The 26,829-nt window shown below is 70.6% G+C and carries 24 protein-coding genes; 12 read left to right on the top strand and 12 right to left on the bottom strand.

The genetic code is table 11. The features are described 5' to 3' along the window. The first annotated feature begins 87 nt into the window (after positions 1 to 87). Complete coding sequence (locus GXW74_RS01190; protein ID WP_211844436.1) at positions 88 to 999, top strand: tetratricopeptide repeat protein; 912 nt, start codon at positions 88 to 90, stop codon at positions 997 to 999. Between the two features lie 41 nt (positions 1,000 to 1,040). On the opposite strand, the gene GXW74_RS01185 is transcribed toward GXW74_RS01190, so the two are convergent. Continuing rightward, positions 1,041 to 1,778: a hypothetical protein gene (locus tag GXW74_RS01185; RefSeq protein ID WP_211844673.1), complete on the bottom strand. Its 738-nt coding sequence runs from the start codon at positions 1,776 to 1,778 to the stop codon at positions 1,041 to 1,043. A 455-nt stretch (positions 1,779 to 2,233) separates the two neighbouring features. On the opposite strand from GXW74_RS01185, the gene GXW74_RS01180 reads away from it, so the two are divergent. The 5 genes from GXW74_RS01180 to GXW74_RS01160 all read left to right on the top strand — a co-directional run bounded on the left by GXW74_RS01180 (position 2,234) and on the right by GXW74_RS01160 (position 7,418). After that, complete coding sequence (locus GXW74_RS01180) at positions 2,234 to 2,497, top strand: DUF1467 family protein (protein ID WP_211844435.1); 264 nt, start codon at positions 2,234 to 2,236, stop codon at positions 2,495 to 2,497. A 402-nt stretch (positions 2,498 to 2,899) separates the two neighbouring features. After that, the gene (proS, locus tag GXW74_RS01175; protein WP_211844434.1) at positions 2,900 to 4,216 is read left to right on the top strand and encodes a proline--tRNA ligase; all 1,317 of its coding nucleotides are present in this window, start codon (positions 2,900 to 2,902) and stop codon (positions 4,214 to 4,216) included. Between the two features lie 8 nt (positions 4,217 to 4,224). Next, a complete protein-coding gene (locus GXW74_RS01170; RefSeq protein WP_211844433.1) occupies positions 4,225 to 5,478 on the top strand; it encodes a lipoprotein-releasing ABC transporter permease subunit in 1,254 nt (417 codons plus the stop codon). 7 nt (positions 5,479 to 5,485) lie between these two features. Further along, positions 5,486 to 6,733 carry a lipoprotein-releasing ABC transporter permease subunit gene (locus GXW74_RS01165; RefSeq protein WP_211844665.1) on the top strand — a complete coding sequence of 416 codons (1,248 nt, stop codon included), beginning with the start codon at positions 5,486 to 5,488 and terminating at the stop codon, positions 6,731 to 6,733. Beyond that, complete coding sequence (locus GXW74_RS01160; protein ID WP_211844432.1) at positions 6,726 to 7,418, top strand: ABC transporter ATP-binding protein; 693 nt, start codon at positions 6,726 to 6,728, stop codon at positions 7,416 to 7,418. The genes GXW74_RS01165 and GXW74_RS01160 overlap by 8 nt, the downstream gene beginning before the upstream one ends. A 382-nt stretch (positions 7,419 to 7,800) precedes the next feature. On the opposite strand, the gene GXW74_RS01155 is transcribed toward GXW74_RS01160, so the two are convergent. Next, positions 7,801 to 8,421 carry an NAD(P)-dependent oxidoreductase gene (locus GXW74_RS01155; RefSeq protein WP_211844431.1) on the bottom strand — a complete coding sequence of 207 codons (621 nt, stop codon included), beginning with the start codon at positions 8,419 to 8,421 and terminating at the stop codon, positions 7,801 to 7,803. A 104-nt stretch (positions 8,422 to 8,525) separates the two neighbouring features. Here GXW74_RS01155 and GXW74_RS01150 point away from each other — a divergent pair, with 104 nt between their 5' ends. Both GXW74_RS01150 and GXW74_RS01145 read left to right on the top strand, forming a co-directional pair. Then, positions 8,526 to 8,897, top strand: a complete 372-nt coding sequence (locus tag GXW74_RS01150) for a winged helix-turn-helix transcriptional regulator (protein ID WP_211844430.1) — start codon at positions 8,526 to 8,528, stop codon at positions 8,895 to 8,897. A 104-nt stretch (positions 8,898 to 9,001) separates the two neighbouring features. After that, the gene (locus tag GXW74_RS01145) at positions 9,002 to 9,790 is read left to right on the top strand and encodes a class I SAM-dependent methyltransferase (protein WP_211844429.1); all 789 of its coding nucleotides are present in this window, start codon (positions 9,002 to 9,004) and stop codon (positions 9,788 to 9,790) included. Between the two features lie 110 nt (positions 9,791 to 9,900). Here GXW74_RS01145 and GXW74_RS01140 read toward each other — a convergent pair whose 3' ends face one another. Continuing rightward, positions 9,901 to 10,473, bottom strand: a complete 573-nt coding sequence (locus GXW74_RS01140; protein ID WP_211844428.1) for a HupE/UreJ family protein — start codon at positions 10,471 to 10,473, stop codon at positions 9,901 to 9,903. 219 nt (positions 10,474 to 10,692) lie between these two features. Between GXW74_RS01140 and dnaE the strand changes: the two genes are divergently transcribed. After that, positions 10,693 to 14,154, top strand: coding sequence for a DNA polymerase III subunit alpha (gene dnaE / locus GXW74_RS01135; protein ID WP_211844427.1), 3,462 nt, complete (start codon positions 10,693 to 10,695; stop codon positions 14,152 to 14,154). An 82-nt stretch (positions 14,155 to 14,236) separates the two neighbouring features. On the opposite strand, the gene GXW74_RS01130 is transcribed toward dnaE, so the two are convergent. The 4 genes from GXW74_RS01130 to GXW74_RS01115 all read right to left on the bottom strand — a co-directional run bounded on the left by GXW74_RS01130 (position 14,237) and on the right by GXW74_RS01115 (position 19,863). After that, positions 14,237 to 15,646, bottom strand: a complete 1,410-nt coding sequence (locus GXW74_RS01130) for a caspase family protein (RefSeq protein WP_211844426.1) — start codon at positions 15,644 to 15,646, stop codon at positions 14,237 to 14,239. Positions 15,647 to 15,658: 12 nt separating this feature from the next. Further along, positions 15,659 to 16,021 carry an effector-associated constant component EACC1 gene (locus GXW74_RS01125; RefSeq protein WP_211844425.1) on the bottom strand — a complete coding sequence of 121 codons (363 nt, stop codon included), beginning with the start codon at positions 16,019 to 16,021 and terminating at the stop codon, positions 15,659 to 15,661. A 408-nt stretch (positions 16,022 to 16,429) separates the two neighbouring features. Next, a complete protein-coding gene (locus tag GXW74_RS01120) occupies positions 16,430 to 17,830 on the bottom strand; it encodes an amidase family protein (RefSeq protein WP_211844424.1) in 1,401 nt (466 codons plus the stop codon). Continuing rightward, positions 17,830 to 19,863 (bottom strand): molybdopterin-containing oxidoreductase family protein, encoded by a 2,034-nt coding sequence (locus tag GXW74_RS01115; RefSeq protein ID WP_211844423.1) that lies wholly within the window; start codon positions 19,861 to 19,863, stop codon positions 17,830 to 17,832. Before GXW74_RS01115 ends, GXW74_RS01120 begins: the two co-directional genes overlap by 1 nt. Before the next feature lie 143 nt (positions 19,864 to 20,006). Between GXW74_RS01115 and mazG the strand changes: the two genes are divergently transcribed. Beyond that, positions 20,007 to 20,822, top strand: a complete 816-nt coding sequence (gene mazG, locus GXW74_RS01110; protein WP_211844422.1) for a nucleoside triphosphate pyrophosphohydrolase — start codon at positions 20,007 to 20,009, stop codon at positions 20,820 to 20,822. 6 nt (positions 20,823 to 20,828) lie between these two features. Further along, the gene (locus GXW74_RS01105) at positions 20,829 to 21,782 is read left to right on the top strand and encodes a hypothetical protein (protein WP_211844421.1); all 954 of its coding nucleotides are present in this window, start codon (positions 20,829 to 20,831) and stop codon (positions 21,780 to 21,782) included. Between the two features lie 267 nt (positions 21,783 to 22,049). Here GXW74_RS01105 and GXW74_RS01100 read toward each other — a convergent pair whose 3' ends face one another. The 5 genes from GXW74_RS01100 to GXW74_RS01080 form a co-directional block, all read right to left on the bottom strand. Continuing rightward, entirely contained in the window at positions 22,050 to 23,000 is a 951-nt protein-coding gene (locus GXW74_RS01100; protein ID WP_211844420.1) for a pirin family protein, read from the bottom strand. Between the two features lie 134 nt (positions 23,001 to 23,134). Next, the gene (locus tag GXW74_RS01095) at positions 23,135 to 23,788 is read right to left on the bottom strand and encodes a PIG-L deacetylase family protein (protein WP_211844419.1); all 654 of its coding nucleotides are present in this window, start codon (positions 23,786 to 23,788) and stop codon (positions 23,135 to 23,137) included. Next, on the bottom strand, positions 23,785 to 24,597 hold the full coding sequence (locus tag GXW74_RS01090) for a glucose-1-phosphate cytidylyltransferase (RefSeq protein ID WP_211844418.1): 813 nt from the start codon (positions 24,595 to 24,597) through the stop codon (positions 23,785 to 23,787). Before GXW74_RS01090 ends, GXW74_RS01095 begins: the two co-directional genes overlap by 4 nt. Further along, a complete protein-coding gene (locus tag GXW74_RS01085) occupies positions 24,594 to 25,886 on the bottom strand; it encodes a class I SAM-dependent methyltransferase (protein WP_211844417.1) in 1,293 nt (430 codons plus the stop codon). The genes GXW74_RS01090 and GXW74_RS01085 overlap by 4 nt, the downstream gene beginning before the upstream one ends. A 45-nt stretch (positions 25,887 to 25,931) precedes the next feature. Next, positions 25,932 to 26,105, bottom strand: coding sequence for an MBT domain-containing protein (locus GXW74_RS01080; RefSeq protein ID WP_211844416.1), 174 nt, complete (start codon positions 26,103 to 26,105; stop codon positions 25,932 to 25,934). A gap of 179 nt (positions 26,106 to 26,284) precedes the next feature. Between GXW74_RS01080 and rfbC the strand changes: the two genes are divergently transcribed. Next, positions 26,285 to 26,827 (top strand): dTDP-4-dehydrorhamnose 3,5-epimerase, encoded by a 543-nt coding sequence (rfbC, locus tag GXW74_RS01075; protein ID WP_211844415.1) that lies wholly within the window; start codon positions 26,285 to 26,287, stop codon positions 26,825 to 26,827. The last annotated feature ends 2 nt before the right edge of the window (positions 26,828 to 26,829 follow it).

The raw sequence follows: 26,829 nt of genomic DNA, 5'->3' as shown, positions 1-26,829 counted from the left end.
TCTGCGCCTTCCGGCAGTTGGCGAACGCGACCGGCGGATCCGGGCAAGCAGCGAGCCGCTGGTTGCTGTTCCGGATCGTACTGCAACATGATCCTTGATCAGACCAGGGATCGCGCCATGACCGCACCGCGTCTGTCGATCATTTCGGCCTGCATGGCCGCTGGCCTGCTCCTGGTCGGATGCGGTTCGATGGGTGGCGGGACCGAGGTGCCAAGTGCACCGCCGCCGCCGACATCGCCGCAGGAGCGTTCCCGTGGCGCCGGCCTCTACCGTGACGGAATCCGGGCACTCAACCCGTCCCGTGGTGGCGTTCCTGATCCTGGGCGCGCCGCGATCCTGATCGAGGCCGCCGCCGCGCTCGGTGATCCCGATGCTCAGCTGATGGTGGGCAGCAGCCACCTGTTCCGGCCCGACGGCGGGCGCGATGCCGCGGCGGCGATCCCATGGCTGCACCGATCGGCGCAACAGGGTACGGCCGAGGCGCAGTTCCGGCTTGGACAACTGATCGAAGCCGGCGATGGCACGTCGAGAGAACCTGCCTGGGCCGCGGTCTGGTTCCAGCGAGCCGCCGAACGTGGCCATCCCGAAGCGCATTTCGCCATGGCGCTGCTGCAGGTGGCCGGGGAGGGCACGGCGCAGGATGACGCCGAGGCGCTTGCGCGGTTGCGGATCTCCGAGAGACGCGGCGTTGCGGCGGCAAGGCGATACCGCGAGGCGCTGCAGCGGCGCGTTCCTGCCGTGGCGGCCAGGCATGCCGAAAGCCGCCTCGCAGGTGAAACTTCGCGCGGCCCTGTCCCGCCGGTGGATCGGCCGATTGCGCGCTTCGCCCAGTCAGGCCTCGCCACCCAAGGGCTCTGGACGGCCCCGGTGAACGGCCGCGATGGACCCCAGACACGCGCCGCCCTGACGGCGTTTGCCCGACGCGAAGGCATCCCGGCCGCGATGCCGTACGATCCGGCGATCATCACCCGGCTGCGGGAGCGTCTCAGACCAGGCTGAACCACTCCCCCCGCGCCGGCTATGCGGCCGGCCGCATAGCCCTATCGCGGGACACCAAGCGTCGGGTCGCTCGGCGGGAGTCCGAGCAAGGAGTCGACCCGCGAGACGACCACGCTGCTGACCGGGCGGTTGGCCGCGGCGGCGAGTTCCCGGGCTCGCGCATCGGCGATGGCCCGATCACGCAGGGCCGCTTCCGCCGGCGTGCGCGCCGGCATGGCCAAGGCGCCGAGCATCGCCCGCTCATAGGATGCAATCTGCCCGACGCGTGAATTGGGCGCGGCATTGGCACGGGCCGTTGGCGAAGCATGCGCGGCATTGAGGGCGCCAAGCGCGCTGGCGACCGCGCCGCGATCGGTGTCCCGGCCGAAACTTCCGGCAACGCCGCGCCCCGGGGATTCCGAGGGACCGCGGCCGCCGATCCCGGTTGCGGAACCGCCGCGGCCGCTGCCTGGACCTGGCCCGCCGGCAACGCCGCCACCCTGGCCGCCACCGCCATGCCCGCCGCTGTTTCCGTGACCGCTTCCCTGGCCGCCACCGCCGTGGCCATTGTCAGCGCTGGCGCCGGCGCTACCGGAACCTGGACCGCCACCACCACCGCCGCCGGCACCACCGCCACCACCGCCACCGCCGCCGCCGCCACCGCCGCCGCCGCCACCACCGCCGCCACCACCGCGGGCATGTGCAGCCGCGTCGAGAACCGGCACGAGACAGGGCAGAACAGTGAAGGTCATGGCCCCGACGAGCAGCAGGCCCCGCGTGGCGTTGCGAGTGATAGCCATGTTGGCGATCTCCTTCTCCTCAAGTTGCGGGCGGCCTCTCCGCGCCGAAACCAGCCGCGGCTACCCCACCTTCTTCAGCATCCTATCATGCAGCATCCGTGCGAAGCGGCGGGATGTCGCGAATGGAGCATGTCAGTCAGCCTGGCACGGCGATCCGCGGGTCGCGCCCGTCGGCAGGTCGTCGTAGGGTGCGGGCGGCCAAGGAATGCGGCGCGATGGGTGGCCGCTGCAAGCGATGCGAAATGACACAGGTGCGACCGGTTCGCCGCGAGGCCGCTTGCCCCGCGGCAGGCGCCACACGGGCGGTGACTCCGGCCAGGACCGGGATAACCAGTCCTCAGCGGCATGGACGTGTTCCCTGGCATCGGGCACTCCTCGGCTCCGAATGCGCTCCGCGGGACAGCCGGGCAATGCCGGCCTGAAACGCAACAACTTCCAGGGCAGATACATCTTCCATGACATGGTTCACGGGCATCGTCGTCTTCCTTCTCGTCTGGTGGACGGCGCTTTTCTGCATCCTGCCCATCGGCGCGCGCCCCGATCCGGAGGGCGACCCCGCGGCGGGCGGCTGGCGGGGGGCGCCGGTCGCCGCGAATCTCGGGTGGAAGGTGCTCGCCACCACGGCGCTGACGGTGGTGATCTGGGTCGGGATCTGGTTCCTGGTGGAGAGCGATTGGCTCTCCTTCCGCTCGGGCTGGCTCGCGCTGCCGTCCGATTGAGCAAAAAATCGGCAGAGAATATGTAAAATGCACACAGAAAAGGCTAAAAGCGGCTCATCGCCGCTTTTTTCACCCTTGCGTCGGCCTGAATCTCATTGTTCGCCATGCCCCGGCCGGCCATCCTTGGCCTCAGGAAGAGATTGGTTCTCTTCCTGCCGTGTGACTGGCGTTTCCTCCCTAAACTTGGGCCGCGACCTTCTCGGGCGCGGCCCCTTTTTTTAGGCTGCGCCTGCATGCATCTCAAGCAGAAATTAGCGCCTTCCGCCCAGAGACGCACGAAAATGTCGTGATGCATGCCCTGCACGTAGGCTTCTTCCGAATCACCGGAAGCGCCGGCGCCCCTTCCGGCCCGGGCCCTCCGCCGTTAGGTTCCCCGGCGATTCCCGCCGCAAAGGACCGCCCGTGCGCCTCTCCCGCGCTTTCCTGCCGACGCTGAAAGAGACCCCCGCCGAGGCGCAGATCGCCTCCCACCGGCTGATGCTGCGCGCCGGTCTGATCCGCCAGACCTCGGCCGGCATCTACGCATGGCTGCCGGCCGGGCTGCGCGTGCTGCGCCGCGTCGAGCAGATCGTGCGCGAGGAACAGGACCGCGCTGGCGCGCAGGAAATCCTGATGCCGACCATCCAGCCGGCCGAGTTGTGGAAGGAATCCGGCCGCTACGACGACTACGGCAAGGAGATGCTGCGCATCCGCGACCGGCACGAGCGCGAGATGCTGTTCGGCCCGACCAACGAGGAAATGGTCACCGACATCTTCAAGTCCTTCGCCAAGTCGTACCGGGACCTGCCGCGCAACCTCTATCACATCCAGTGGAAGTTCCGTGACGAGGTCCGCCCCCGCTTCGGCGTGATGCGCGGCCGCGAATTCCTGATGAAAGACGCCTATTCCTTCGACCTCGACAAGGAAGGTGGCGAGCACTCCTACCGCCAGATGTTCCTTGCCTACCTGCGCACCTTCCAGCGCATGGGGCTGACAGCGGTGCCGATGCGCGCGGATACCGGGCCGATCGGCGGCAAGCTCTCGCACGAGTTCATCATCCTCGCCGAGACCGGAGAGAGCGGCGTCTTCTACGACGCGGCCTATGAGACGACGGACTGGGCGGGCGCCGATGTGGATAATGATGATGTCGAGGGGCTGAAGGCCTTCTTCGAGCGCGTGACCACCAACTACGCCGCGACGGACGAGATGCATGACGCGGCCGCCTGGGCGGAGGTTCCGGAAGCCCGTCGCCGCGAGGGCAGGGGCATCGAGGTCGGCCACATCTTCTTCTTCGGCACCAAGTATTCCGCCCCGCTCGGCCTGTCCGTCGCGGGCCAGGACGGCATGCCGGTGATCCCGGAGATGGGCTCCTACGGCATCGGCGTCTCGCGCCTGGTCGGCGCGCTGATCGAGGCGAACCACGACGAGGCCGGCATCCGCTGGCCCGACGCGGTGGCGCCCTGGGCTGCCGCCATCCTGAACCTGCGCCCGGGCGACGCCGCGACGGATGCGATGTGCGAGGACCTCTACGCGAAGCTCGGCGACGAGGCGGTCTATGACGACCGCAGCGCACGGGCGGGCGAGAAGTTCGCCGATGCCGACCTGATGGGCTTCCCCTGGCAGGCCATCATCGGCCCGCGCGGCGCCGCCGCCGGCAAGGTGGAGCTGAAGCGCCGCGCCACCGGCGAACGTATCGAGGTCTCGCTCGAGGACGCCATCGCGAAGATCCGCGGGGCCTGAACGGCCCGATGTTCAACGCCTTCGAGCGCGCCGTCGCCTTCCGCTATCTGCGCACGCGCAAGGGCGAACGCTTCGTCTCGATCACCGCGCTGTTCTCCCTGGTCGGGATCACCCTCGGCGTCGCGACGCTGATCATCGTCACCTCGGTGATGAACGGCTTCCGGCAGGACCTGATGGCGCGGATCATCGGGCTGAACGGGCACCTCACCGTGCAGCCCGAACGCGGCCGCACGCTGGAGGACCCCCAGGCGATCCTGGCCCGCTTGAACGGGATCGCGGGGCTCGTGCAGGCCGCGCCGGCGGTGGAAGGCCAGGTGCTGGTGACAGGCCCGGGCGGCGGCGCAGCCGCGGCACAGCTTCGCGGCCTGCCTCCGGAGGCGCTGCGCGCGCGTCCTGTCATCCGGCGCGGGCTCCGCCTCGGCGACCTCGCCGAGTTCGGGGCGGAGGATACCGTGGTGGTCGGCGCCCGGCTCGCGGCGCGGCTGCGCCTGATGCCGGGGGACACGCTGACCGTCGTGCTGCCGCAGGCGCGCGGCGGGGATTTCACCGCCGCGCCGCGCCAGCGCAGCCTGCGCATGGTCGCCTCCTTCGACATGGGCATGCCGGAATATGACGGGCGCACGATCTTCGTGCCGCTCGCCACCGCGCAGTCGCTGTTCGGCCTCGGGGAGGCGGTGAACCAGGTCGAGATCCTGCTCGCCGACCCGTCCCGCGTCGCGCCGGTCACGGCGGAACTGCGCGCGGCCCTCGCGGGGCAGGGGCTGCGCGTCGCCGACTGGCAGAACGCCAACAGCTCCATCTACGCTGCGGTGCTGGTGGAGCGGCAGGTGATGTTCCTGATCCTGACGCTGATCGTGGTGGTGGCGGCCTTCAACATCGTCTCCTCCCTGACCATGCTGGTGAAGGACAAGGGGCGGGACATCGCCATCCTGCGCACGATGGGCGCGCCGCGCGGTGCCGTGCTGCGCATCTTCATCCTCTGCGGCGCGACGATCGGCTGCGGCGGGACGCTGGCGGGCTTCGCCCTCGGCCTCGGCGTCGCCGCCAATTTCCCCGCGCTGCGCCGCGGCCTCGCCTGGCTCGAGGAAACCGGCCTGTTCGGCGCCGAGCTGCGCTTCCTCATGCAACTGCCCTCCGTCATCGAGGTGCGCGACGTCGCGGTGATCGTCGCGACCGGCTTCGGCCTGTCGCTGCTGGCGACGCTGTACCCGAGCTGGCGCGCCGCGCGGATCGACCCGGCCGAGGCGCTGCGCCATGGCTGAGGCCCGCATCTTCGGCGCCTTCGAGCGTGCCGTGGCGGCGCGCTACCTGCGCGCGCGCGGAGAGGGCGCGGTGTCGCTGATCGCAGGCTTCTCGCTGCTCGGCATCGCGCTCGGCGTCGGCACGCTGATCGTCGTGCTCGCGGTGATGGGCGGTTTCCGGCAGGAGCTGCTCGGGCGGATCCTGGCGGTGAACGGGCATCTCGGCGTGGTCGCCGCGGAAGGCCCGATGCGTGACTACCCCGAGGCGGCCGCGCGCATCCGCGCCCTGCCGCAGGTCGCGCAGGCGACCCCGGTGCTCGAGGGGCAGGTGCTGCTGACGACGGACGCGGGGCTGTCCGCCGGCGGCCTGGTGCGCGGCATCGCACCGGAGGACCTGCGCGCGCGCGGCATCATCGCCGACAATATCCGCGCCGGGAGCCTCGCCGATTTCGGCGGAGAGGATGCGATCGTCATCGGCACCGTCCTCGCGCGGCGGCTCGATCTCGGCGTGGGTGACCGGATCACGGTGGTCTCCCCGGAAGGGCGGACCACGGTCTTCGGCACGGTGCCGCGGCTGCGCCCCTATCGCATCGTCGCGCTCTTCGAGGCCGGGATGCAGGAGTACGACGGCGGCTTCCTGTTCCTGCCGCTGCCGGCCGCGCAGCTCTTCTTCCAGCGACCCGGCGCGGCGAGCCAGATCGAGGTCCATCTGCGCGACCCGGCCGCGGCGGAGGACGCCGCATCGGCGATCCGCCGCGCGCTGGCCGGACGGCGCATCACCATCCTCGACTGGCAGGGTGCGAACAGCGGCTTCTTCGAGATCGTCGAGGTCCAGCGGAACGTGATGTTCCTCATCCTCGCGCTGATCATCCTGGTCGCGGCGTTCAACATCGTCTCCTCCCTCATCATGCTGGTGAAGGACAAGGGGAAGGACATCGCCGTCCTGCGCACCATGGGCGCGGGCAGGGGGGCGATCCTGCGCATCTTCCTGCTCTGCGGGGCGACGGTGGGCGGGCTCGGCACGCTGGCCGGGCTCGGGCTCGGCCTCGCCTTCTGCGCCAATCTCGAAACCATCCGCCAGGCACTGATGCGGCTGACGGGCACCACGATCTTCGATCCGCAGATCTACTTCCTCACCCATATTCCGGCCGTGGTGGACCCCTGGGACGTGGCCCAGGTGGTCGGCCTCGGGCTGCTGCTGTCGCTGCTGGCGACGCTCTATCCCTCCTGGCGCGCGGCGAGGACGGATCCCGTGGAGGCGCTGCGCGATGAGTGAACTCCCGCTGCGGCTGGCCGCCGTGGAACGGCGCTACCGATCCGGGGCCGGCGACCTCGCGGTGCTGCGCGGCGCCGACCTGGCCCTGGCGGCGGGCGAGATCGTCGCGCTGGTGGCGCCCTCGGGCACCGGCAAATCCACGCTGCTGCACCTCGCCGGGCTGCTGGAAAGGCCCGATGGCGGCGAGGTCTTCGTCGAAGGCCGCGCCGCGGGGTCGCTGTCGGACGATGCCCGCACGGCGATCCGGCGGACGACGATCGGCTTCGTCTACCAGTTCCATCACCTGCTGCCGGAATTCACGGCGGAGGAGAACATCGCCTTGCCGCAGATGGCCGCCGGCGTGGCGCGCGGCGCGGCGAGGACGCGGGCGCGGGAACTGCTCGCGGCCTTCGGGCTGACGGGGCGGGAGGGGCACCGGCCGGGGAAGCTCTCGGGGGGCGAGCAGCAGCGTGTCGCGATCGCGCGGGCGCTGGCGAACCGGCCACGGATCCTGCTGGCGGACGAGCCGACGGGGAACCTCGATGTCGGGACTTCGGACCGGGTCTTCGCGGAACTGCTGGACCAGGTGCGCGGACATGGCGTCGCGGCGCTGGTGGCGACGCACAACCCGGACCTCGCGGGGCGGATGGATCGGATCGTGACGCTGAGCGAGGGGCGGGTCGTGGCGGCACAGCCGGCCGATTGAAGGCGTCAGCCGGAGGGGCCTGGCGCCATTGGCGCGAAGGTGGGAGCCGGAGAGAGGCTTTGCCCCTCTCCGGACCTCACCCCACCAAAGGCCGAAAGGCCTTTGGGAACCATCACCCGGTGTCGGGCAGAGGAGGAATTCCGCGGCGACGAAGGAAGCACCTTGCCCGGCGCCCGGGATATCCCGCGGGCGTCATGCTCGCAGCGCCCTTCTTCGTGCCGGAGGGGCAGTCACGCCGGGACCAGCTACTGGCCGGTCCAGGGTGCACTGCACCCTGGCGGGGTGAGGCTTGGAGAGGGGCAGAGCCCCTCTCCGATCACCAGCGCCATGGGTGTTCGCGCCCATGTGTCAGCACCCCTCCAACAATGCCCGGCCCGCCGTATCAGTACGCCGCGGTGAAGATCATCCCGCGATGCGCCGGCCGTTCCACCTCATCGAGCAGCGCCACCGCATAGTCCTCGGCGCTGATGCGGCTCTGCCCTTCCGCATCCGTCAGCAACGTGCGGCCGCCGAGGCGGAAGGTCCCGGTCCGCTCGCCCGGCGCGACCATCCCCGCCGGGGCGAGCACGGTGAAGTCGATGCCGCTCGCCGCGATGCGCTCGAAGGCGGCGCGCATGGCGCGGGCCTCGGCGTTGTAGGGCTCGGGCACGTGGTCGGCGACCGGGCTGCCGTCGGCCAGGTTCAGCGAGCCCGCGCCGCCCACCAGCACCAGGCGCTTGCCGTCGAGGCCTGCGATCAGCGCTTCGGCGTAGCCCATTGCCTCCGCCGCCGGATTGCCGGTGCTGCGCGGGCTGGCGGCGGCGATCACCACATCGGCCGACGCGGCGGCGGCGGACAACGCCGGGATGTCCGTCACCTCGAGCTTCATCGGCGTGAGGCCGGGACGGGCCCCGATCTTCTCGGGGTTGCGCGCCGCGGCGGTGACGCGGTGGCCGCGGGAGAGCGCCTCCGTCGCCAGCCGGCTGCCGATCATGCCGCTCGCGCCGATCACCAGGATGTCCATGTGGTTTGCCCTTGCCAGGAATGTTGCGGGCAGGGCAATTACGATTGGTAACCTGGTTCCGATAGATCCATTTCCGCGTCACATGGTTACCCGGAGGGAACCCGATGCCCGCCCCGCGCACCGTCAATCACGACTGTCCGATCCGGGATGTGCTCGATCGCGTCGGCGACGCCTGGTCGGTCCTGGTGATCGCCGAGCTCGACAAGGCCCCGTGCCGCTTCAACGCGCTGCGGCGGGTGATCGACGGGGTTTCGCAGCGCATGCTGGCCGTGACATTGCGGCAGCTGGAACGCGACGGGCTGGTGACGCGCCGGGTGACCGATGGGCGCCCGCCGCAGGTCACCTACGCGCTGACGCCGCGGGGCGTCTCGCTGCATGCGGCCCTGGCGCCGCTGGCCGATTGGGCGGCGCGGCACCAGCAGGCGATCCGTGAATCGCGGGCCGCCTTCGAGGCCGCACAGGCAGCCGCGGCCTGATGCGCTGCCCGGAAACCACGACGCGTTGAAGGCGGTTGCGCCGTCCCCATCTCGTATCCCGGACGCTGGCCGCCGCGACGCTCCGCCAGCACAGGAGGGCGGCGATGTCCGAGACTCCCCAGATCCTCTTCAACGACGGCGCCGCCTATGAACGCTTCATGGGGATCTGGAGCCGCCTGGCGGGGGATGTCTTCCTCGATTGGGTGGCGCCGGCCCCCGGCCTGCGCTGGGCCGATATCGGCTGCGGCAACGGCGCCTCGACCGAATTGCTGCTCGACCGTTGCGCACCGGCGCTGGTCGAGGGCATCGACCCTTCGCCGGACCAGCTTGCCTACGCGCGCGATCGGCTCGCCGGTCGGCCCGCCCGTTTCCGGCAGGGCAGCGCCATGGACCTGCCCTACGCCGATGGCAGCTTCGATGCCGCGGTCATGGCCCTGGTCCTGTTCTTCGTGCCCGACCCCGCCCGCGGCGTGGCGGAGATGACGCGGGTGGTCGCATCCGGCGGCACGGTCGCGGCCTATGCCTGGGACATGCTGGGCGGGGGGTTTCCCATCGCGGTGATCCAGGATGTGATGCGGGAATCCGGCCTGCCGGTGCCGTTGCCGCCATCCGTCGAGGCGTCACGGCGGGAGAGCATGCGGGCGCTCTGGTCGGCCGCCGGCCTGCGCGACGTCGCGCTGCGGCCGATCACCGTCTCGCGGCACTTCGCGGATTTCGACACCTACTGGACCACCAGCGTGCAGGGCCCGGCGTTGAGCGCGGTCATGGCCGGCATTCCGGCCGCCGAGGCGGAGGCGTTGAAGGAGCGCGTCCGCAGCCGGCTGCCCATCGATCCCGCGGGCGGCATCACCGCGACCGCGACGGCCAATGCGGTGAAGGGGTTGAAGCCCTGAGCCTCCGACCGGAGGGCGCAGGCCTCTCGCCGCCGGCGCAGACCCGCCTTGCAGGAGCGGCGACGACCCGGAGCGCGGCGCCGCCCCTGGCCCTGATCGGCGCCGCGGCATCACCCGGCGGCGATGATCAGCGCCACGCCCGATGCCGCGATCGCGGCGCCCCCGACGCGCAGCACCGCCACGCGCCCCGCCGCGACGCGGCCCATCGCGAAGCCCGCCGCATGCAGCACCGCCGAAGCCGCCAGCATGCCGAGCGCGGTCGGCAGCACCGATCCGCCGATCTCCCCGCCATGCGCGGCGCCGTGCAGCAGGCCGAAGGCGGCGGCGAGCGGCAGGGCGATCGTCGCGCCCATCGGCACCGCCAGCGCGACCACCAGGCCGAGCACCAGCACCGTGGCGGCGACGCCCGGCTCGATCCAGGCCGGCAGCTCCGTCAACAGGCCGAGCCCGATGCCCGCCGCCATGCCGCCGAGGAAGGCCGCCGGCAGCGCCCAGGCGCGCGCGAAGTCCGACTGCGCCGCCCAGAGGCCGATCGCGATCATGGCGACCAGGTGGTCCAGGCCGAGCAGCGGATGCGCGAAGCCGGCGCCGAGGCCCTCGGTATGGACGCCGTGGGCGAAGGCCGGACCGGCGGCCAGCGTGGGAAGGATCAGCGCGCAGGCGCGCAGCAGGCGCAGGGTCATCGCAGGCTCCATGGACAGGCGCGGGTGCGGCGCCGATCCTGAGGGCGGCGCCACACCAGCGCAAGGCGAGCAAGCCACGTGCCGCGAAGGGCGGGTGGCGAGCATGTTCCTGCCAGGCAAGGCCCGGCGGGGAGCATCGGCTTGCGCGCGGCGCGGCGCGCCATCGCGTTCCGCCGCGGCCGCCGCTGGGCTAGGCTGGCGGCTCAAGCGAGTCATGTGATGTCCGAAGCCGCCGCCTTCATCCATCTGCACGTCCATTCCGCCTATTCGCTGAGCGAAGGGGCGATCAAGGCGGACAAGCTCGCCAGCCTGGCGAAGGACAACGGCATGCCGGCCGTGGCGCTGACCGACAGCGCCAACATGTTCGGCGCGCTGGAATTCGCCGAGTACTGCGCGAAGAAGGGCGTGCAGCCGATCATGGGCTGCCGGCTGTTCCTCACGCGCGCGGAGGCCGATCCGGACCGCCCGGACGTCGCGCGGCAGAACCCCGACCCGCTGGTGGCACTGGCGATGGACGCGGCCGGGCTCGAGAACCTGCAGAAGCTGTCGTCGAAGGGCTACCTGCGGGACGATCCCTCGGGACGGCCGGCGATCACGCTCGACCTCCTGCGGGAACATGCGCAGGGCATCTTCCTGCTGACGGGCGGGACGCTCGGGCCGGTGGCCCGGCTGATCGGCGACGGGCGGCGTGATGCGGCGGCGCGCATCCTGGATGCGCTGCGGGAAGCCTTCCCGGACCGGCTCGCGGTCGAACTGCACCGCCACGGCCTGCCGCAGGAGAAGGTGATCGAAAGCGGGCTGCTCGCGCTCGCGCAACGCCGCGACCTGCCCATCGTCGCCACCAACGACGTCTACTTCGCCAGGCGCGAGATGTACGAGGCGCACGACGCGCTGCTCTGCATCGCCGAGGGCCGCACCATGGCCGAGCGCGACCGCCGCCGCGTCACGCCCGAGCACTGGTTCAAGCCGGCGGCGACGATGCGTGAGTTGTTCGCCGACCTGCCCGATGCCTGCGACAACACCCTCGCCATCGCCCGCCTGTGCGCGGTGATGGCGGAGAGCAAGAAGCCGGAACTGCCGGTCTGCCCCAAGGTGAAGGAGGGCATGACCGAAGCCGAGACAGTGCGCGCCATGGCGAAGGAGGGGCTGGAGCGGCGCCTCGACGCCATGATCCCCGCACCGGACGAGGCGAAGCGGCAGGTCTATCGCGACCGGCTCGACTACGAGCTCGGCGTCATCGAGAAGATGGGCTTCCCGGGCTACTTCCTGATCGTCGCGGACTTCATCCAATGGGCGAAGGCGCAGACGCCGCCCATCCCGGTGGGGCCGGGGCGCGGATCGGGCGCCGGGTCCGTCGCCGCCTGGGCGTTGCTGATCACGGATCTCGACCCGCTGCGCTTCGGGCTCCTGTTCGAGCGCTTCCTGAACCCCGAGCGCGTGTCGATGCCCGACTTCGACATCGATTTCTGCCAGGACCGGCGCGACGAGGTGATCCAGTACGTGGTGCGCGAATACGGCGCCGACCGCGTCGCGCAGATCATCACCTTCGGCAAGCTGCAGGCGAAGGCAGCGGTGCGCGATGTCGGGCGCGTGCTCGGCATGCCCTATGGGCAGGTGGACAAGATCGCCTCGCTGATCCCGTTCAACCCGGCCAAGCCGGTGACGCTCGCCCAGGCGATCGAGGGCGAGCCGAAGCTGCAGGAGATGCGCGACAATGACGAGCAGGTCGCGCGCCTGCTCGACATCGCGCAGCAGGTGGAGGGGCTGTACCGCAATGCCTCGACCCATGCCGCCGGCGTGGTGATCGGGCGCAGGCCGCTGGTCGAGATCGTGCCTCTCTACCGCGATCCGCGCTCGCCGATGCTGGTGACGCAGTACTCGATGAAGTACGCGGAAGCGGCGAGCCTGGTGAAGTTCGACTTCCTCGGCCTCAAGACGCTGACGGTGATCGAGCGCGCCCTCGGCATCCTGCACGAGCAGGGGATCGAGGTGGACATCTCGGCGATCCCGCTCGACGATCCGAAGACCTACGCCATGCTGGCCAAGGGCGACGCGGCCGGCGTCTTCCAGTTCGAAGGGCAGGGGATGCGGGACTGCCTCAGGCAGATGCGCGCCTCCCGCTTCGAGGACCTGGTCGCCGCCGTGGCGCTCTACCGCCCGGGGCCGATGGCGAACATCCCGGCCTATTGCGCGCGCAAGCTCGGCGAGCCCTGGGAGCCGCCGCACCCGGCGATCATGCACATCCTGTCCGAGACCTATGGCATCATGGTCTACCAGGAGCAGGTCATGCAGATCGCGCAGGACCTGGCGGGGTATTCGCTCGGCGGCGCCGACCTGCTGCGCCGCGCCATGGGCAAGAAGATCCGCTCCGAGATGGAGGCGCAGCGCAAGATCTTCTGCGAGGGCGCCGAGAAGCGCGGCATCGACGCCGCCAAGGCGGCCGAGATCTTCGACCTGATGGAGCGCTTCGCCGACTACGGCTTCAACAAGTCGCACGCGGCGGCCTATGCGCTAGTGAGCTACCAGACGGCCTGGCTGAAGGCGAACCATCCGGTCGCCTTCCTGGCGGCGTCGATGACGCTCGACCTGTCCAACACCGACAAGCTCGCGGGGCATATGCAGGAGGCGGCGCGGCTCGGCATCCCCGTGCTGTCGCCGGACATCAACCGCAGCGGCGCCGAGTTCCGCGTGGAGACGACGGCGGAGGGCAAGCAGGCGATCCGCTTCGCGCTCGCCGCGGTGAAGCGGGTGGGCGAGGGCGCCATGCGGGACCTGGTGAAGGCGCGCGACGGCGGCGGGCCGTTCGAATCCCTGGCCGACCTGGCGGCGCGGGTCGATCCGAAGCTGCTCAACAAGATGCAGATCGAGAACCTGGCCCGCGCCGGCGCCTTCGAGAGCCTGGAGAAGAACCGCGCCAAGGTGATGGCCGGGGCCGAAACGATCCTGCGCCGTGCCCAGGCCACGGCCGAGGAGCGCGGCTCCGGCCAGATCGGGCTGTTCGGGGCGGACGCGCAACGAAATGAGCCGTTGCGGCTGCCGGATGTGCCGGATTGGCCGCTGCTGGACCGGCTGGCCCATGAAGCCGAGGCGGTCGGCTTCCATCTCTCGGCGCATCCGCTCGACACCTACCGCAAGGCGCTGCAGCGGCTGGGCGTGACGCCCTCGGCGCAGATCGCGGATCGGGCGCGGGCGGGCTCGGCGCGGCTGAAGCTCGCCGGGACGGTGGTGAACGCCAAGGAGCGGACGACCAAGACCGGCAGCCGGATGGCCTGGGTGCGGCTCTCGGACGCCCAGGGCTCCTTTGAGGTGACCTGCTTTTCCGAGGTGCTGAACCGGTCACGCGAGCTGCTGGCGGAAGGCAGCGCCGTGCTGGTCACGGCCGAGGCGCGGATGGAGGGCGAGGCGCTGCGCCTGACCGCCAATGACGTCGAGGCCCTGGAGAAGGCGGCGAACGGCGTCGCCGGCGGCATCCGGCTGTGGCTGGAGCAGACCGAGGCAGTGGAGCCGATCCGCGCCATCCTGGCCCGCGAGGGCCGGGGCCGTGGCCGGGTGGTGCTGGTGCCGCGGACGGGCCCCGGCCAGGAGGTCGAGGTCGCGCTGCCCGGCGGCTTCAACATCGGTCCGAAGGTGATGCAGGCGATGAAGGTGCTGCCGGGGGTCTCGCAGGTCGAGGAGATCTGATACCAACGGCCGCTATTCGCGACCGCTGGCATCGGCCTTTTGGTGCCCTCAGGCGCCGGGCGCAAATTGGCCGGGATCTTCTCTAGCGGCTGCGCCGCACGCCGTAGGTCGCGGCGCCCGCAAGGATGGCAACGAGCAGGAAGGCCGGATCGCTGCTGATGATCCCGAACAGCATCAGCACCACCGCGGCAGCGAAACCCGCGCCCACGGCGATCAGGATGTCCCGCCCGCGGCTGCGGGCCACCGCCGCCTCGGCCGGCGGGGCCGCGGCGGCGAAGGGTGCAGGCTCCGCCGTCGGGGCCTGCACCGGTTTCGCCACGGGCGCGGCAGCCGCCGTCCACGCCGCGCGGAGCGCCTTGGCGCTCGCGCCGTCCCGGTCGAGCTGCCGTTGCACGAGCGCGACCTGGGCGGGGTCCCCTTCGCCGCGGACGGCAGAGAGGAAGACGGAGTACTCGCCTTCGCGCAGGGCGCCTTCGGCATACCAGCGGTCGAGCAGGCTCCGGCGCCGCTGCATGGGGGTTTCCGGGGGCGGCAGGTCCGGCCGGGGATCGCTCTTCCTCGGCTCGGTCGCGCCCCTCCAGGCAACGACCAGGGCAGCCGGCTTGGCGTCCGCCTGATCGAGCAGCCGCCGTACCAGCGCCGTCAGGTGCGGCTCGCCCGTCCCCTGGACCGCATCCACCATGCGGGGGAACAGGGCGTCGGGAATTCCGCCCTCGGCGAACCAGGCGCCGAGCCGGCGGAGGCGCTTCTCCTCGGGCGTCTCGAGGATCCGCACCCGGGCGATGACCGGATCGCCGGAGGCCTCCTGCGCCCAGAACTGCGGCGTCTGCTCCCGCAGGGTGTCGCGCAGATGCCGGTTCAGGTCCGAGAGCGAGATCCGGCCATCCCCGTCGCGGTCCGCCGTGCCGTTCTCGATGCCCCCGACGATCGCGGCGGTGAAGCGGCCGAGGGTGATGCCGCCGGCGATCGTCTCGCCTTCCTTCGCGGTCTGCACCGCGGTCGAGGCCGTGAGCACGTAGAGGCCGCTCGCTTCGCGCGCGAGGCTGGCGATCTCGCTCGAGACGTCGCCGCGATGGCCCCCGAAGGCGCCACTGTAGCAGCAGTCGAGCAGCAGCACGGTGCAGTCGGCCCGGGCGTGGTCCACCATGTCGCGCAGGTTCTGCGCCGGGATCGAGGTGGCGTAGAGCGCCTCTTCCTCGGTATCGGCGGTGGCGAGGCAGAGCTTGCCCAGGCGGTCCAGCTTGCCGTGGCCGGCATAGAAGATGAGGATCGTGTCGCCCCGCTCGGCGCCGTTGAGGGTGCGGTTGAGCGCGCGCTTGATCTCGGCGCTGGGGCGATCGAGGAAGGTCTCGATCGTGAAGCCGCCGCTGTCAGGATCACCGAGAACCCTGGCCAGGGCCTCCACATCGTTGCGCGGGCCCTTCAGCGGCTCCAGGCCGGATTCCGGCCGGAAGGTCTGGTTCCCGATCAGGCAGGCGAGGCGGCGGGCCATGATCGTGCCGCATCACCGCGCCCCGGCGGCGCGGAACAGCTCGGCCACTTCGGCGCTGGCGACGTTGCGGGCTTCCACCTTGACCTCGGCGCCGTCGGGGCGCCGGATGGTGAGGCTGAAACTCGGTTCGCGTATGAAATAGGCCTTCAGGCATTCGACGATCGCGGTCACGGTGCCGCCGGCGAGACGGTCCAGGACGATGCCGGTGAGATCGGCCACGGCACCGCGTTCGCCCGGGCCAGCGATTCCTGTGGCGGTGTGGCCATCGACCCCGGCGCGCGCGAGATCCCGCAGGAGATCCCTGGTGAGGCGGGCGAGGCCGGTATCCGGCAGATCGGCCTCGACGGAGAGCGTGAGGGCGTGATCTGGATGCACGGCAGCCTCCGCAGCATCGACGTGGGGAACGATACGGCGTCCTATCGATCCGCTTCAACGCCAACCTTCGGCGGGCATCACAAAAATTCCATAATACATCTTATGCGGCATTTCGGCATGCCAGGACACTGCCGGCACCACCGCACCGCCCCCACGCCCGGCACGGCGCCCACGCCCTCCTCATCGATGACGCGCCGTAGGAAACGGCTCGAACGGCCACAGGTCCCGGCCGAGGGGATGGCCGGAGGGACGCCGCCATCGGCGCCGTGCCGGGCGGGCCAGACGGCTTCGAGGAAGCGCCGGGCCCGTGCAGCCGTCAGGGCGAGTGCGGGCAGGCCATCGATGCGTCGCCCCCGGAGCCTCCGCCGGAGCGGGCCGCACCGCCGCGCGGCGGTGCGCTGCCCGGCATCACAGGGTCGCGAAGCCCGGCGCGAAAGGCTGGGCTTCGAGGAAGGCGCCCGCCGCCCGCAGCACCAGCGCATCGGCGCAGCGCGGTCCGGCGAGTTGCAGGCCGATCGGCAGCCCCTCCCCGGTCCGCCCGCACGGAATCGAAACCGCGGCCCCGTGCGAGAGGTCGAAGGGATAGGAAAACTCCGCCCAGACCAGCCAATCCCATGCGTGCTGGGGCCAATCCGCCGGGCGCTGCCGGCCGACTTCAAAGGCGGCGACCGAGGCCGCCGGCGTGAGCAACAGGTCCCAGCCGGAGGCGAACCAGTCGCCGATCTCGGCGGCATAGGCGATGCGCCGCGCCTGGGCCGAGATCGCCTGCTGCAGCGTCATGCCGGCATAGTCGTCGAGGCAGGCCGCCAGTCCGGGATCCTGCTCCGCCCGGCGCGCCGGATCGGTCTCGAGGAAGGGCAGCATGGCAAGGCCCCAGAGGTCGCGTTCGAGACCCGGCCCCTTGGGGCCCCAGGGCGGGGTGACTTCCTCGACCCGGGCGCCGAGGGCCTCGAAGACCGGGATGGCGGCATGGACGGCTTCGACGACCTCCGGGTCCACCCGGGCATGGCCGAGGTCCGGGCTATAGGCGATGCGCAGGCCGCGCAGGTCCGTGACCGTGGCATCGGCGGCGCTGAATCTGCCAGGTAATGTCGTATGATCAGATGGATGAAGGCCGGAGATCACTTCCAACATGAGCGCGGCATCGGGCACGTTCCGGGTGATCGGGCCGGCATGGGAGAGCGAGCCGTTGTTCGACACCGGCGCATAGGGCACCAGGCCGAAGGTCGGCTTGTGCCCGACCGCGCCGCAGAAATGCGCCGGCAGGCGGATCGACCCCGCCCCGTCCGTGCCGATGTGCAGCGCCCCGCACCCTGCCCCGGCGAGCGCCGCCGCGCCGGAGGAGGACCCGCCCGCCGTCCGCCCGTGCTTCCACGGATTGTGCGTATGGCCAGTCAATGGGTTGGAACTGACCGCGGTCCAGCCCTGCTCGGTCGAGGTGGTCTTGCCGAGGATGACCGCACCGGCCGCCTTGAGGCGCGCAACCATGGGCGAATCATGCTCGAGCGGCGCGGGGCTGGACAGGCGGGAGCCGCGCCGCGTCGGCAGCCCGGCGACCGCGGTGATGTCCTTCACCGACACCGGCACGCCGTGCAGAGGGCCGAGCGGCCCATCGCCCATCGCCGCCGTCTCCGCCGCGCGGGCGGTTTCCATGGCGCGCTCCTCGTCGAGCACCACCATGGCGTTGATCCGCGGTTCCCAGGCCTTGATGCGGTCCAGCACCGCCCGGGTGACCTCGACCGGGGAAGCCTGGCGGCGACGGATCAGGCTGGCCTGCTCAACGGCGGACAGCGTCGCGAGGTCGGTCATCAGGCGGCCTCCGTCGCGGTCCAGGGGGCGATGTCGAGGAAGGTCGACTGGTAGCAGGCCCCCTCCCCGATATCCGTCCGTCGTTCGTCGCAGAGCATGTTCACCGTACCGTTCACTGCTTCGGAATCAGGGCGCTGGCCGGGGACGAGCACGACGCCGGGCTGGACCTCGTCGCTCACCTTCAGCACCAGCCCGACCGCCCCGCGGTCGTTGAACAGGCGCACGCGCTGCCCGTCCGCGAGGCCGCGGCGTGCGGCGTCCTGCGGGTGCAGTATGGCGCAGGGGGCGCCTTCCCGCCTGCGCAGGAAGGGCGAGGCGGCATAGGCCGTATGTGCCTGGAAGTAGCCAGGCGCCGTCAGCAGCCGCAGCGGCCAGCGGGCGGCGTCGGCGGCCTCGGCCGCGTCCTCCTGCCAGACCGGCATGGCCGGCACGCCCTGCTGCGCCAGCGCCTCCGACCAGATCTCCAGCCGGCCGGAGGGCGTGCGGAAGTCCTGGGCCGCCGGCGGCTTCACCTTCACCGTCCGCTCGAAGACCTGCGCGGGATCGACATCGGCGATGATGCCGGTGGCCCCGCGGAAGAAGTGCGGGACGATCTCCTTCGGCGCCATGGTGAAGGCCGGGTCGGTCAGGCCCATGCGCTGCCCGAGTTCCTGCGCCAGGCGGAAGTTCGATCGGGCTTCGTGCTGCGGCGGTACGGCGGCCGGGGCGTACTGCATCCGATAGCTGCCGTAGGAGCGGTAGAAATCCTCGGTTTCCAGATAGGTCGTGGCCGGCAGCACGATGTCGGCGTAGCGCGCCGTGTCGGTCATGAAGGGGTCGTGGACCACGGTGAAGAGGTCCTCGCGCGTCAGCGCCCGCCGCAGCCGGTTCACGTCGGGGTTGGTCACCGCCGGGTTGTTGGCGGCGATGAACAGGCCGCGGATGGGCGGGTCGGCCATCTCCTCCAGCGCCTCGCCCAGCGCCAGGTGGTTGACCATGCGCGAGGTTTCCGGGCCGGAGGGCTTGGCCACGAAGCCGAACCGGAAATCCATCGAGGCGGCGGCGAGCAGCAGCGCCCCGCCCCCTTCCCGCCCATAGGCGCCGGTCAGCGCCGGCAGGGTCGCGACCGCGCGCAGTGCCTGGCCGCCGCGGGCAAGGCGCGTCATGCCCTCGCCCAGGCGGATCAGCGAGGCCTTCGCCGCGCCGTACATGGCGGCGAGCCGCTCGACGTCCTCCACCGGCAGGCCGGTGATCCCGGCCACCCGTGCCGGCGGGAAATCGGGCAGCACCTCCGCCGCCCAGCGGTCGAAGCCGAGCGTGTTCGCGGCGATGTAGTCGCGGTCCAGCTTGCCGTCGCGCAGCAGGATATGGGCAATGCCGCAGGCGAGCGCGGCATCCGTGCCGATGCGGATCGGCAGGTGCCAGTCGGCGCGCGCGGCGGTCTGGCTGCGGCGCGGGTCGATCACCACCAGCTTCACGCCGGTCCTGCGCACCTTCTCGAGCAGCGCCCAGAAATGGACGTTCACCGCCATCAGGTCGCAGCCCCAGGCGATGACCAGGTCGGAATGGACCACGCTTTCCGGGTCCGTCCCGCCGACCGGGCCGAGCGTCAGGTCCCAGGCGGTCTCGCAGCAGGTGTCGCAGACCGTGCCCGCCTGCAGCCGGCTGGCGCCCAGAGCGTGGAAGAGACCGCCGACCAGCCGCCGGTTCATCTGCCCCTGATGGGCGGAATAGGCATAGCCGAGCAGCGCCTGCGGCCCGCTTTCGGCGATGATGGCCTTCCACCGGGTGGTGATCTCATCGAGCGCCGAATCCCAGGTGATGGGGGCGAACTGCCCGCTGCCCTTGGGCCCGGTGCGGCGCAGCGGGGTGCGGAGGCGATCCGGGGAATGCACCGTCTCCATGTCCCGGTTGACCTTGGCGCAGGCGAATCCGGCCGTGTAGGGGTCCTCGGGGTCGCCCTGGATCCGGGTGATGCGGCCGTCCTCAACCTCCGCCAGCAGGGAACACATGTCCGGGCAGTCATGCCCACAGACGACACGAACCTTCGACATCGGGCGCAGGGTCCTTCCTCGGCGCGGCATGCTTCGGGGCGTCACTCTCCGCCGTGGCTTGCGGCGTTGCAACACCACCCCGCGGGCTTGCCGAACGGCGGCGGCCGGGTGAGGACAGGCAGGATCAGCCCCACGGAGCCGCAATGCCGCAGGACCCCGAAGCCGCCCTCGCCCGCCTGCTGGAGGTGATGGCCCGGCTCCGCCACCCCGAGACCGGATGCCCCTGGGACCAGGAGCAGGACTTCCCGACCATCGCCCCCTACACCATCGAGGAAGCCTATGAGGTGGAGGAGGCCATCGCCTCCGGCGACCCCGCGAGGCTCCTGGACGAACTCGGGGACCTGCTGTTTCAGGTCGTCTATCACGCGCGCATGGCCGAAGAGCGCGGCTGGTTCGCCTTCGGGGAGGTCGCCGGCGCCATTGCGGACAAGATGATCCGGCGCCATCCGCATGTCTTCGGCGAGGAAGAGGCGCGCACCACGGATCAGCAGAACGCCGCCTGGGAAGTTCAGAAGGCGGCCGAGCGCGTTGCGCGGGCCGAGGGAGGCACCCTGGCGGGCATCCCGGTTGGCCTGCCGGCGCTGACCCGCGCGGCCAAACTGACGAAGCGCGCGGGGCGGGTCGGCTTCGACTGGCCGGATGCTGCCTCGGTGCTCGACAAGCTCGAGGAGGAAGCGGCCGAGCTGAGGGCCGAGTTGAAAGAACATGCCAAGGATGCGGATCCTGCGGCGTTGCGGGACGAAGTCGGGGATCTGCTTTTCGTGCTGGCGAACCTGGCGCGGAAGCTCGACCTGGACCCTGAGGAATGCCTGCGCGGGGCCAACCGTAAATTCGTCCGACGCTTCGGATACATTGAGCAATACTTGGTTTCTGAAGGAAAGACTCCTGCGGATACGGATCTGAGTCGGATGGAGGATCTGTGGCTGGCAGCCAAGCGTGCTGAGCGCCGGAAGGCTTGAGATCAGATGCGCCTTGCGGTCGCTTTCTGCCTGTTCCTGGGGCTTTTCTCACTGATTGAGGCTTCCGCCCAGCCGCGGCGCACGCTGATCGATGCCGGCGCCGCCGGCCGGGTCCTGGTGGTGCCCCAGGCGATGGACGGCGAAGTGCTGCGCCTTTCGCGCCGCGGCCGAACACCCTGGCAGGCCCGCGCCCAGCGCTTCGAGACCTTCCGGGACGGCGCGCCAGTCCCGATCGGAGAGAACGAGACCGCCCTCGGCGTTACCGGCTGGACCGGCGGCGCCTATTGCTGCTGGACCCTGCACCTGTTCCGGCAGGGCGCGCAGGGGCTGGCACATGTCGCATCCCTGCCTTTCGGCAAGCGGGAGCCGGAGGAGGTCCGGCTCTCGCCGCCGGGCGGGCCGGCAATCCTGCTCTCCGATGCGGTCTTCGACTTCTGGGAGGCCCCGGTCAGCCTCGCGGCAGACCTCAGCCCTACGGTCCCCTTCCGATGGACGGGCCGAGCCCTGGAGCCTGACACGGCGGCCATGCGGCGCCCGGTCACGGCGGCGCTCGGCACCGCCTGCACCGACATGGCGGCGCCGGAGGATCAGCCGCCGCCGGAGCAACGCTTCGCCACCTACCCGGACAGTGCGGCGGCCATCACCGCGCTGCGTGCGGCCGACTGGGCGGCGCGCCCCGGCGGGCGGGCCCGCCATCCGGGTGTCGAGGCCGCCCGGATCGCCGTCTGCCTGATCTATGCCGGCCACGCCGACGAGGCCCGGCGGCTGTTGCGCGCCGTCTGGCCGGAGGGGGCCGCGGGGCTGCCGGAAACCGAACGGCAGATCGCCGGCCGGCTGGCCTGCAGCCCCTTCCGTGACGCGGTGCGCGCGGTCAACGCGACCGGGGCGCCTTTCCTCGGCGCCCGGTGCCGGCGCAACGGGCCGGATCAGACCGCCGTCTTCGCCCTCGGCTGGCGCTAGTCTCCTGCCTGGGCGGTTCGCCGGATCTCCAGCGAGCGAAGCGGACAAGCAGGCCGCCTAAGACAGCGGCCAGTGTCCTGATTCCGGAGTGGCCAGGACGTCGGAGCCGGGACACCAGGCGCCCTCAAAGTCCGCCTGGAAAAGCGCCCTGCGGCGCCTTTCCATGTCCGGCATCGGCCCGCACCCCCAGCCGGGCACCCATGCCAGTATGCGGGAATGGGTGGCCGGGTCGGGGTGCGGGCCGGTGCCTGACTTTTCAACGGTCCCTCAGGCCGGGCGGGTTTCCGCCCGCACCGCGATGCGTTCCTCGGGGAGCGGGATGAACTCCTTCTCGTCCCCCGGCACCTTCGGGAAGCGACCCGCCTTCCAGTCGGCCTTGGCCTGTTCGAGCCTCTCCCGCGAGGACGCGACGAAGTTCCAGTAGAGGTAGCGCGGCCCGTCCATGGCGGCGCCGCCCAGCATGAGCAGCCGCGCACCGCCGGGCCCGGCGGTCAGCGCCAGCGCATCTCCGGCGTGGAAGACGAGCATCCGCCCGGCCTCGAACTGCGTTCCCGCCACCTCGACGCTGCCCTCGACGACGTAGGCGCCGCGCTCATCGTGGCCCTCGGGCAACGGCAGCCGCGCCCCCGCGGACAGCGCGGCATCGGCGTAGAAGAGCGGCGAGGAGACGGCGACCGGCGCGCGCAGCCCCCACCCTTCCCCGGCGATCAGGCGCATGCGCACGCCCTGGTCATCGACCAGCGGCAGCTCGCCGGCCTCGTGGTGGGCGAAGCCAGGCGTCGTGCCCTCGGCATGCTTCGGCAGCGCCACCCAGGACTGGATGCCGAACATCCGCCGCTTCTGGCTGCGCTGCGCCGGATCGGTCCGCTCGGAATGCACGATGCCGCGTCCGGCGGTCATCCAATTGAGTTCCCCGGGGCGGATCGGCTGCGCGCTGCCGAGGCTGTCGCGGTGCAGGATCTCGCCCTCGAAGAGGTAGGTGACGGTCGACAGCCCGATATGCGGGTGCGGCCGGACATCGAGACCCTTGCCGGAGAGGAACTCGCCCGGCCCCATCTGGTCGAAGAAGATGAAGGGGCCGACCATCTGCCGTTCCTTCGCCGGCAAGGCGCGGCGCACCTCGAAGCCGCCGACGTCATGGGCACGGGGGATGATGACATGCTCGAGGCCCGGCGGCGGCTCGGGGCAGGTCGGATCGGCTTCGTCGAGGGTGCTCATGGCGGCTCTCCTGGCTCGGGCAGGAGTATCGGCATGGCGCGCCGCGGCCGCCATGGCGGCGTGCTGATGGCCCCCATCACCAGACCCGATTGGCCGCCGCCTTCAGGCGCTGTCGCAGACGCCTTCAGGCACCTTCACGCGAGCAGCAGCTTCCGGGCCACGAAGCCTTCCGCGTAGCGGTCCGGCGCGCGGCATTCCATCCCGCGCAGCCGGGCGAGGCCGAGGAAGGTCTCCCGGTCGAACCAGTCCTTGCTCCGCTGGGTCGCGAAATGCTCGTCGAGCAGCGCGAGCTTCCGTTCCATCGCCGCGGCGGAGATCGGCACGTAGAGGTTGGAACGGCCGAGATCGCCATCCCATTTCGGGATCTCGTATTCCAGCACGACCTGGTCGCGGAAGGCGTTCCAGGTCAGCTCGCGCACCAGGCGGTGATCCTGGTGCGCGTCATCCTCCTTGTGGGTCAGCACCACATCCGGGCGCAGGCGACGGGCAAGGTCCTGCATCCATTCCTTGATCGCCTCCCGCTGCGCGGGGAAATAGCCGTCGCGGAATTCCAGCAGTTCGACCTTGCTCGCCGCGGCGCCGGCCAGGAAGGCTGCGGCCGAGGCGGAGGCCTCCTCGGCGCGCGGCCCGATGGCGCTGAGGACGCACCAATGGACATCGAGGCGCATGCCCTGCGCCTGCCATTCCAACAGGGTGCCGCCGGCGCCGATCTCGATGTCGTCCGAATGGGCGCCGAGGCAGAGGACCCGGAGCCCCTCCCCTGCCCCGGCGAGGCGCAGCCCCTTCATTCCGCGGCGACGAGCCTCGGCTGGCGCTTGCCGGCGTAGTCGCCGGGCAGCCAGGGCATCTCGCCGCGCTCGACCATGTCCTCGAGCACCTGGCGGTCGCGCAGCGTGTCCATCGAGCGCCAGAAGCCTTCATGCTTGTAGGCCATGAGCTTGCCCTCGCGGATCAGCCGGTCGAAGGGTTCGAGGACGAGTTCCTCGCCGTCGCGCATGTAGTCGAAGATCTCCTTGCGGAAGACGAAGTAGCCGCCGTTGATCCAGATGTCCGCGCGGTTCGAGCTGCGGAAGGCCTGCACCTCGCCGTTCTCGCCTATATCGGCCAGGTGGTAGGTCAGCGGCGGGCGCACGGCCACGAAGCAACCGATCTTGTCGCTCGCCTTGAAGCGCGCGACGACCTCCCCGAGGTCGAGATCGGTCAGGCCGTCGCTGTAGTTGGCGAGGAACATCTCCTCCCCGCGGACGTGCTCGCGCACCGCCCAGAGCCGCTCGCCGATGTTCCGCCAGATGCCGGTGTCGATCATCGTGACGCGCCAGTCGTCACGCTTGCGGCCGAGGGTTTCGACCTGCGCGCCGCCGCCGGTGACGACGCAGTCCGCGAAGGTCTCGTGGCGGTGGTTGAGGAAGAACTCCTTCACCACGTTCGCCTTGTAGCCAAGGCAGAGCACGAAATCCCTGTGCCCGTGGTGGCTGTAGTACTGCATCACGTGCCACATGATCGGCTGCTGGCCGATCGGGATCATCGGCTTGGGGATGTTCTCGGAATATTCGCGGATGCGCGTGCCGAGGCCACCGCAGAAGAGAACGACCTTCATGCCGGCATCTCCTTCGGGTCGATGATCGTCGTTTCCGGGATTGGCACCACGAATTTCCCGCCCCAGTCGCCGATGTGGCGCATCTGGGCGACGATCTCGTCGCGCAGGTTCCAGGGGAGGATCAGGACGTAGTCGGGCCGCGCCTCGTCGATCGCCTCGACGGGCAGGATCGGAATGTGCATGCCCGGGGTGAAGAGCCCGTGCTTGTATGGGTTGCGGTCGACGGTGAAGTCCAGGAAGTCGGTGCCGATGCCGCAGTAGTTGAGCAGCGTGTTGCCCTTGCCCGGCGCGCCGTAGCCGCAGATGCGCCTGCCGTCCTCCTTCGCGGCGATGAGGAAGGAGAGCAGGCGCCGCTTGGTGCGCCTCACCTTCTCGGCGAAGGCCTCGTAGGTCGCGATGTCGCGCACGCCGCCCGCCTCTTCCCGCGCGCGCAGGGCGGCGACTGCGGGGGCCACGGGCCGGGTGGATTCGATGCGCGCGAGATGAACGCGCAGCGAGCCGCCATGCGTGCGCAGCTCCTCCACATCCACGACCTTCAGCCGGTGCTGCTCGGCCATGCGCAGGATGGTGTGGAAGGAGAAGTAGGAGAAGTGCTCGTGGTAGATCGTGTCGAACTGGTTCTCCTCGATCAGCCGTTCGAGGTGCGGGAATTCCAGCGTGCAGACGCCTTCCGGCTTCAGCAGGATGCGGATGCCGCCGACGAAGTCGTTGAGGTCGGGCACCTGCGCCAGCACGTTGTTGCCGGCGACGAGGTCCGCCTGGCGGCCTTCCTCGAGCATCCGCTTCGCCATGGCGACGCCGAAGAACTCCACCAGCGTCGGGATGCCCTTGGCCTGCGCGACCGCGGCGACGTTGGCCGCCGGCTCGACGCCGAGCACGGGGATACCCATCGGCAGGAAGTGCTGGAGCAGGTAGCCGTCATTGCTCGCGAGCTCGACGACCAGGCTGTTCGCGCCGAGGCCGAGGCGCGCGGCGATGGCGTGGCAATAGGCCTTGGCGTGCGCGACCCAGCTTGTGGAGTAGGATGAGAAGTAGGCGTACTCGTGGAAGATGTGCTCCGGCGTCACGTACGCCTTCAACTGCACGAGCAGGCAGGTCTCGCAGACCAGCGCATGAAGCGGGAAATGCGCCTCCATGGTGTCGCGTTCCTCGGGCCGCCGGAAGCTCTCGCACAGCGGCGACATGCCGAGGTCCACCATGCTGCGGCGCAGCGGCATGCCGCAGAGACGGCAGGAGCCCTGGGCGTTGCTGCTCCCGTCGATGGTGAACCGTCGCGTCTCGATGTTCATTGTGCAGCCTCGACATGCCTCGGATGGCGCGACGCGCCTGCAGCATCAGAGCGAAGAGGCGCGCCCGATGCCCGCCCGGCAGCCGAAAACTTTTCCGCCTTCCGGGCGGAGGCGCGCTGAGGGCTGCAGCGCGCCGACCACCCACGCGCGGCAGCACGACGTGACATCACGCGCGCCGCGGCCTGCGGCCATTCCCGCCACCACCTGCTCGGGCACCATGCCGGCGATCCTCGCGCAGGGGTCGTCGCGCCTCGTCGCGTCGCGGCGATGACGAAGCATGCGCCGCAGCCGGCAGCGACGGGTGAACCTCGGGGAATGGCGAAGAAGTTTTCGCGCAGTGCACGGCCTGCTTCGGCCCGCGACCCGTAGGATCCTGCCGGACATTCGAAGAGGCCTGCATGCGGTTCATCCCGACCGCTCTCGACGGCGTGGTGATCGTCGAGCCCGAACCCGCGCATGATTCGCGTGGTTTCTTCGCGCGCACCTTCTGCGTGCGCGAGTTCGGCGCGCAGGGCCTGGAGACCGCCTTCGTCCAGCACAGCCTGTCCCACTCGGCGGCACGCGGAACCCTGCGCGGCATGCACTTCCAGCGAGGTCCCTACGCCGAGGTGAAGGTTGTCACCTGCACGAAGGGCGCGGTCCGCGACGTGCTGATCGACCTCCGGCCGCGCTCCCCGACCTATCGTCGCTGGGAGGGCTATGACCTGACGGCAGCGAACCGCCGGTCCCTCTACGTGCCGAAAGGCTTCGCGCACGGCTTCCAGACGCTCGAGCCGGATACCGAGGTTTCCTACCTGATATCCGAGTTCCATGCGCCGGCCGCGGCGACGGGCGTTCGGCACGACGATCCGGCCTTCGGCATCGCATGGCCGCTGCCGATCACCGAGATCTCGGAGAAGGACCGGAACTGGCGGGACTTTGCCGAGGCGGTGCACACGTGAAC

Origin of the sequence: Neoroseomonas eburnea, from assembly GCF_018129005.1 — a bacterium.
GTDB lineage: Bacteria > Pseudomonadota > Alphaproteobacteria > Acetobacterales > Acetobacteraceae > Neoroseomonas > Neoroseomonas eburnea.
Note: the sequence above shows the minus strand (reverse complement) of the source record. Positions and strands in the feature narration are given on the sequence as shown.

Excerpts from the sequence above, each read along its gene's own strand:
- GXW74_RS01190 (WP_211844436.1), top strand. The coding sequence starts at position 88 with ATGATCCTTGATCAGACCAGGGATCGCGCCATGACCGCACCGCGTCTG.
- GXW74_RS01185 (WP_211844673.1), bottom strand. The coding sequence starts at position 1,778 with ATGGCTATCACTCGCAACGCCACGCGGGGCCTGCTGCTCGTCGGGGCC.
- GXW74_RS01180 (WP_211844435.1), top strand. The coding sequence starts at position 2,234 with ATGACATGGTTCACGGGCATCGTCGTCTTCCTTCTCGTCTGGTGGACG.
- GXW74_RS01170 (WP_211844433.1), top strand. The coding sequence starts at position 4,225 with ATGTTCAACGCCTTCGAGCGCGCCGTCGCCTTCCGCTATCTGCGCACG.
- GXW74_RS01160 (WP_211844432.1), top strand. The coding sequence starts at position 6,726 with ATGAGTGAACTCCCGCTGCGGCTGGCCGCCGTGGAACGGCGCTACCGA.
- GXW74_RS01155 (WP_211844431.1), bottom strand. The coding sequence starts at position 8,421 with ATGGACATCCTGGTGATCGGCGCGAGCGGCATGATCGGCAGCCGGCTG.
- GXW74_RS01150 (WP_211844430.1), top strand. The coding sequence starts at position 8,526 with ATGCCCGCCCCGCGCACCGTCAATCACGACTGTCCGATCCGGGATGTG.
- GXW74_RS01145 (WP_211844429.1), top strand. The coding sequence starts at position 9,002 with ATGTCCGAGACTCCCCAGATCCTCTTCAACGACGGCGCCGCCTATGAA.
- GXW74_RS01140 (WP_211844428.1), bottom strand. The coding sequence starts at position 10,473 with ATGACCCTGCGCCTGCTGCGCGCCTGCGCGCTGATCCTTCCCACGCTG.
- dnaE (WP_211844427.1), top strand. The coding sequence starts at position 10,693 with ATGTCCGAAGCCGCCGCCTTCATCCATCTGCACGTCCATTCCGCCTAT.
- GXW74_RS01130 (WP_211844426.1), bottom strand. The coding sequence starts at position 15,646 with ATGGCCCGCCGCCTCGCCTGCCTGATCGGGAACCAGACCTTCCGGCCG.
- GXW74_RS01120 (WP_211844424.1), bottom strand. The coding sequence starts at position 17,830 with ATGACCGACCTCGCGACGCTGTCCGCCGTTGAGCAGGCCAGCCTGATC.
- GXW74_RS01115 (WP_211844423.1), bottom strand. The coding sequence starts at position 19,863 with ATGTCGAAGGTTCGTGTCGTCTGTGGGCATGACTGCCCGGACATGTGT.
- mazG (WP_211844422.1), top strand. The coding sequence starts at position 20,007 with ATGCCGCAGGACCCCGAAGCCGCCCTCGCCCGCCTGCTGGAGGTGATG.
- GXW74_RS01105 (WP_211844421.1), top strand. The coding sequence starts at position 20,829 with ATGCGCCTTGCGGTCGCTTTCTGCCTGTTCCTGGGGCTTTTCTCACTG.
- GXW74_RS01100 (WP_211844420.1), bottom strand. The coding sequence starts at position 23,000 with ATGAGCACCCTCGACGAAGCCGATCCGACCTGCCCCGAGCCGCCGCCG.
- GXW74_RS01095 (WP_211844419.1), bottom strand. The coding sequence starts at position 23,788 with ATGAAGGGGCTGCGCCTCGCCGGGGCAGGGGAGGGGCTCCGGGTCCTC.
- GXW74_RS01090 (WP_211844418.1), bottom strand. The coding sequence starts at position 24,597 with ATGAAGGTCGTTCTCTTCTGCGGTGGCCTCGGCACGCGCATCCGCGAA.
- GXW74_RS01085 (WP_211844417.1), bottom strand. The coding sequence starts at position 25,886 with ATGAACATCGAGACGCGACGGTTCACCATCGACGGGAGCAGCAACGCC.
- GXW74_RS01080 (WP_211844416.1), bottom strand. The coding sequence starts at position 26,105 with ATGGTGCCCGAGCAGGTGGTGGCGGGAATGGCCGCAGGCCGCGGCGCG.
- rfbC (WP_211844415.1), top strand. The coding sequence starts at position 26,285 with ATGCGGTTCATCCCGACCGCTCTCGACGGCGTGGTGATCGTCGAGCCC.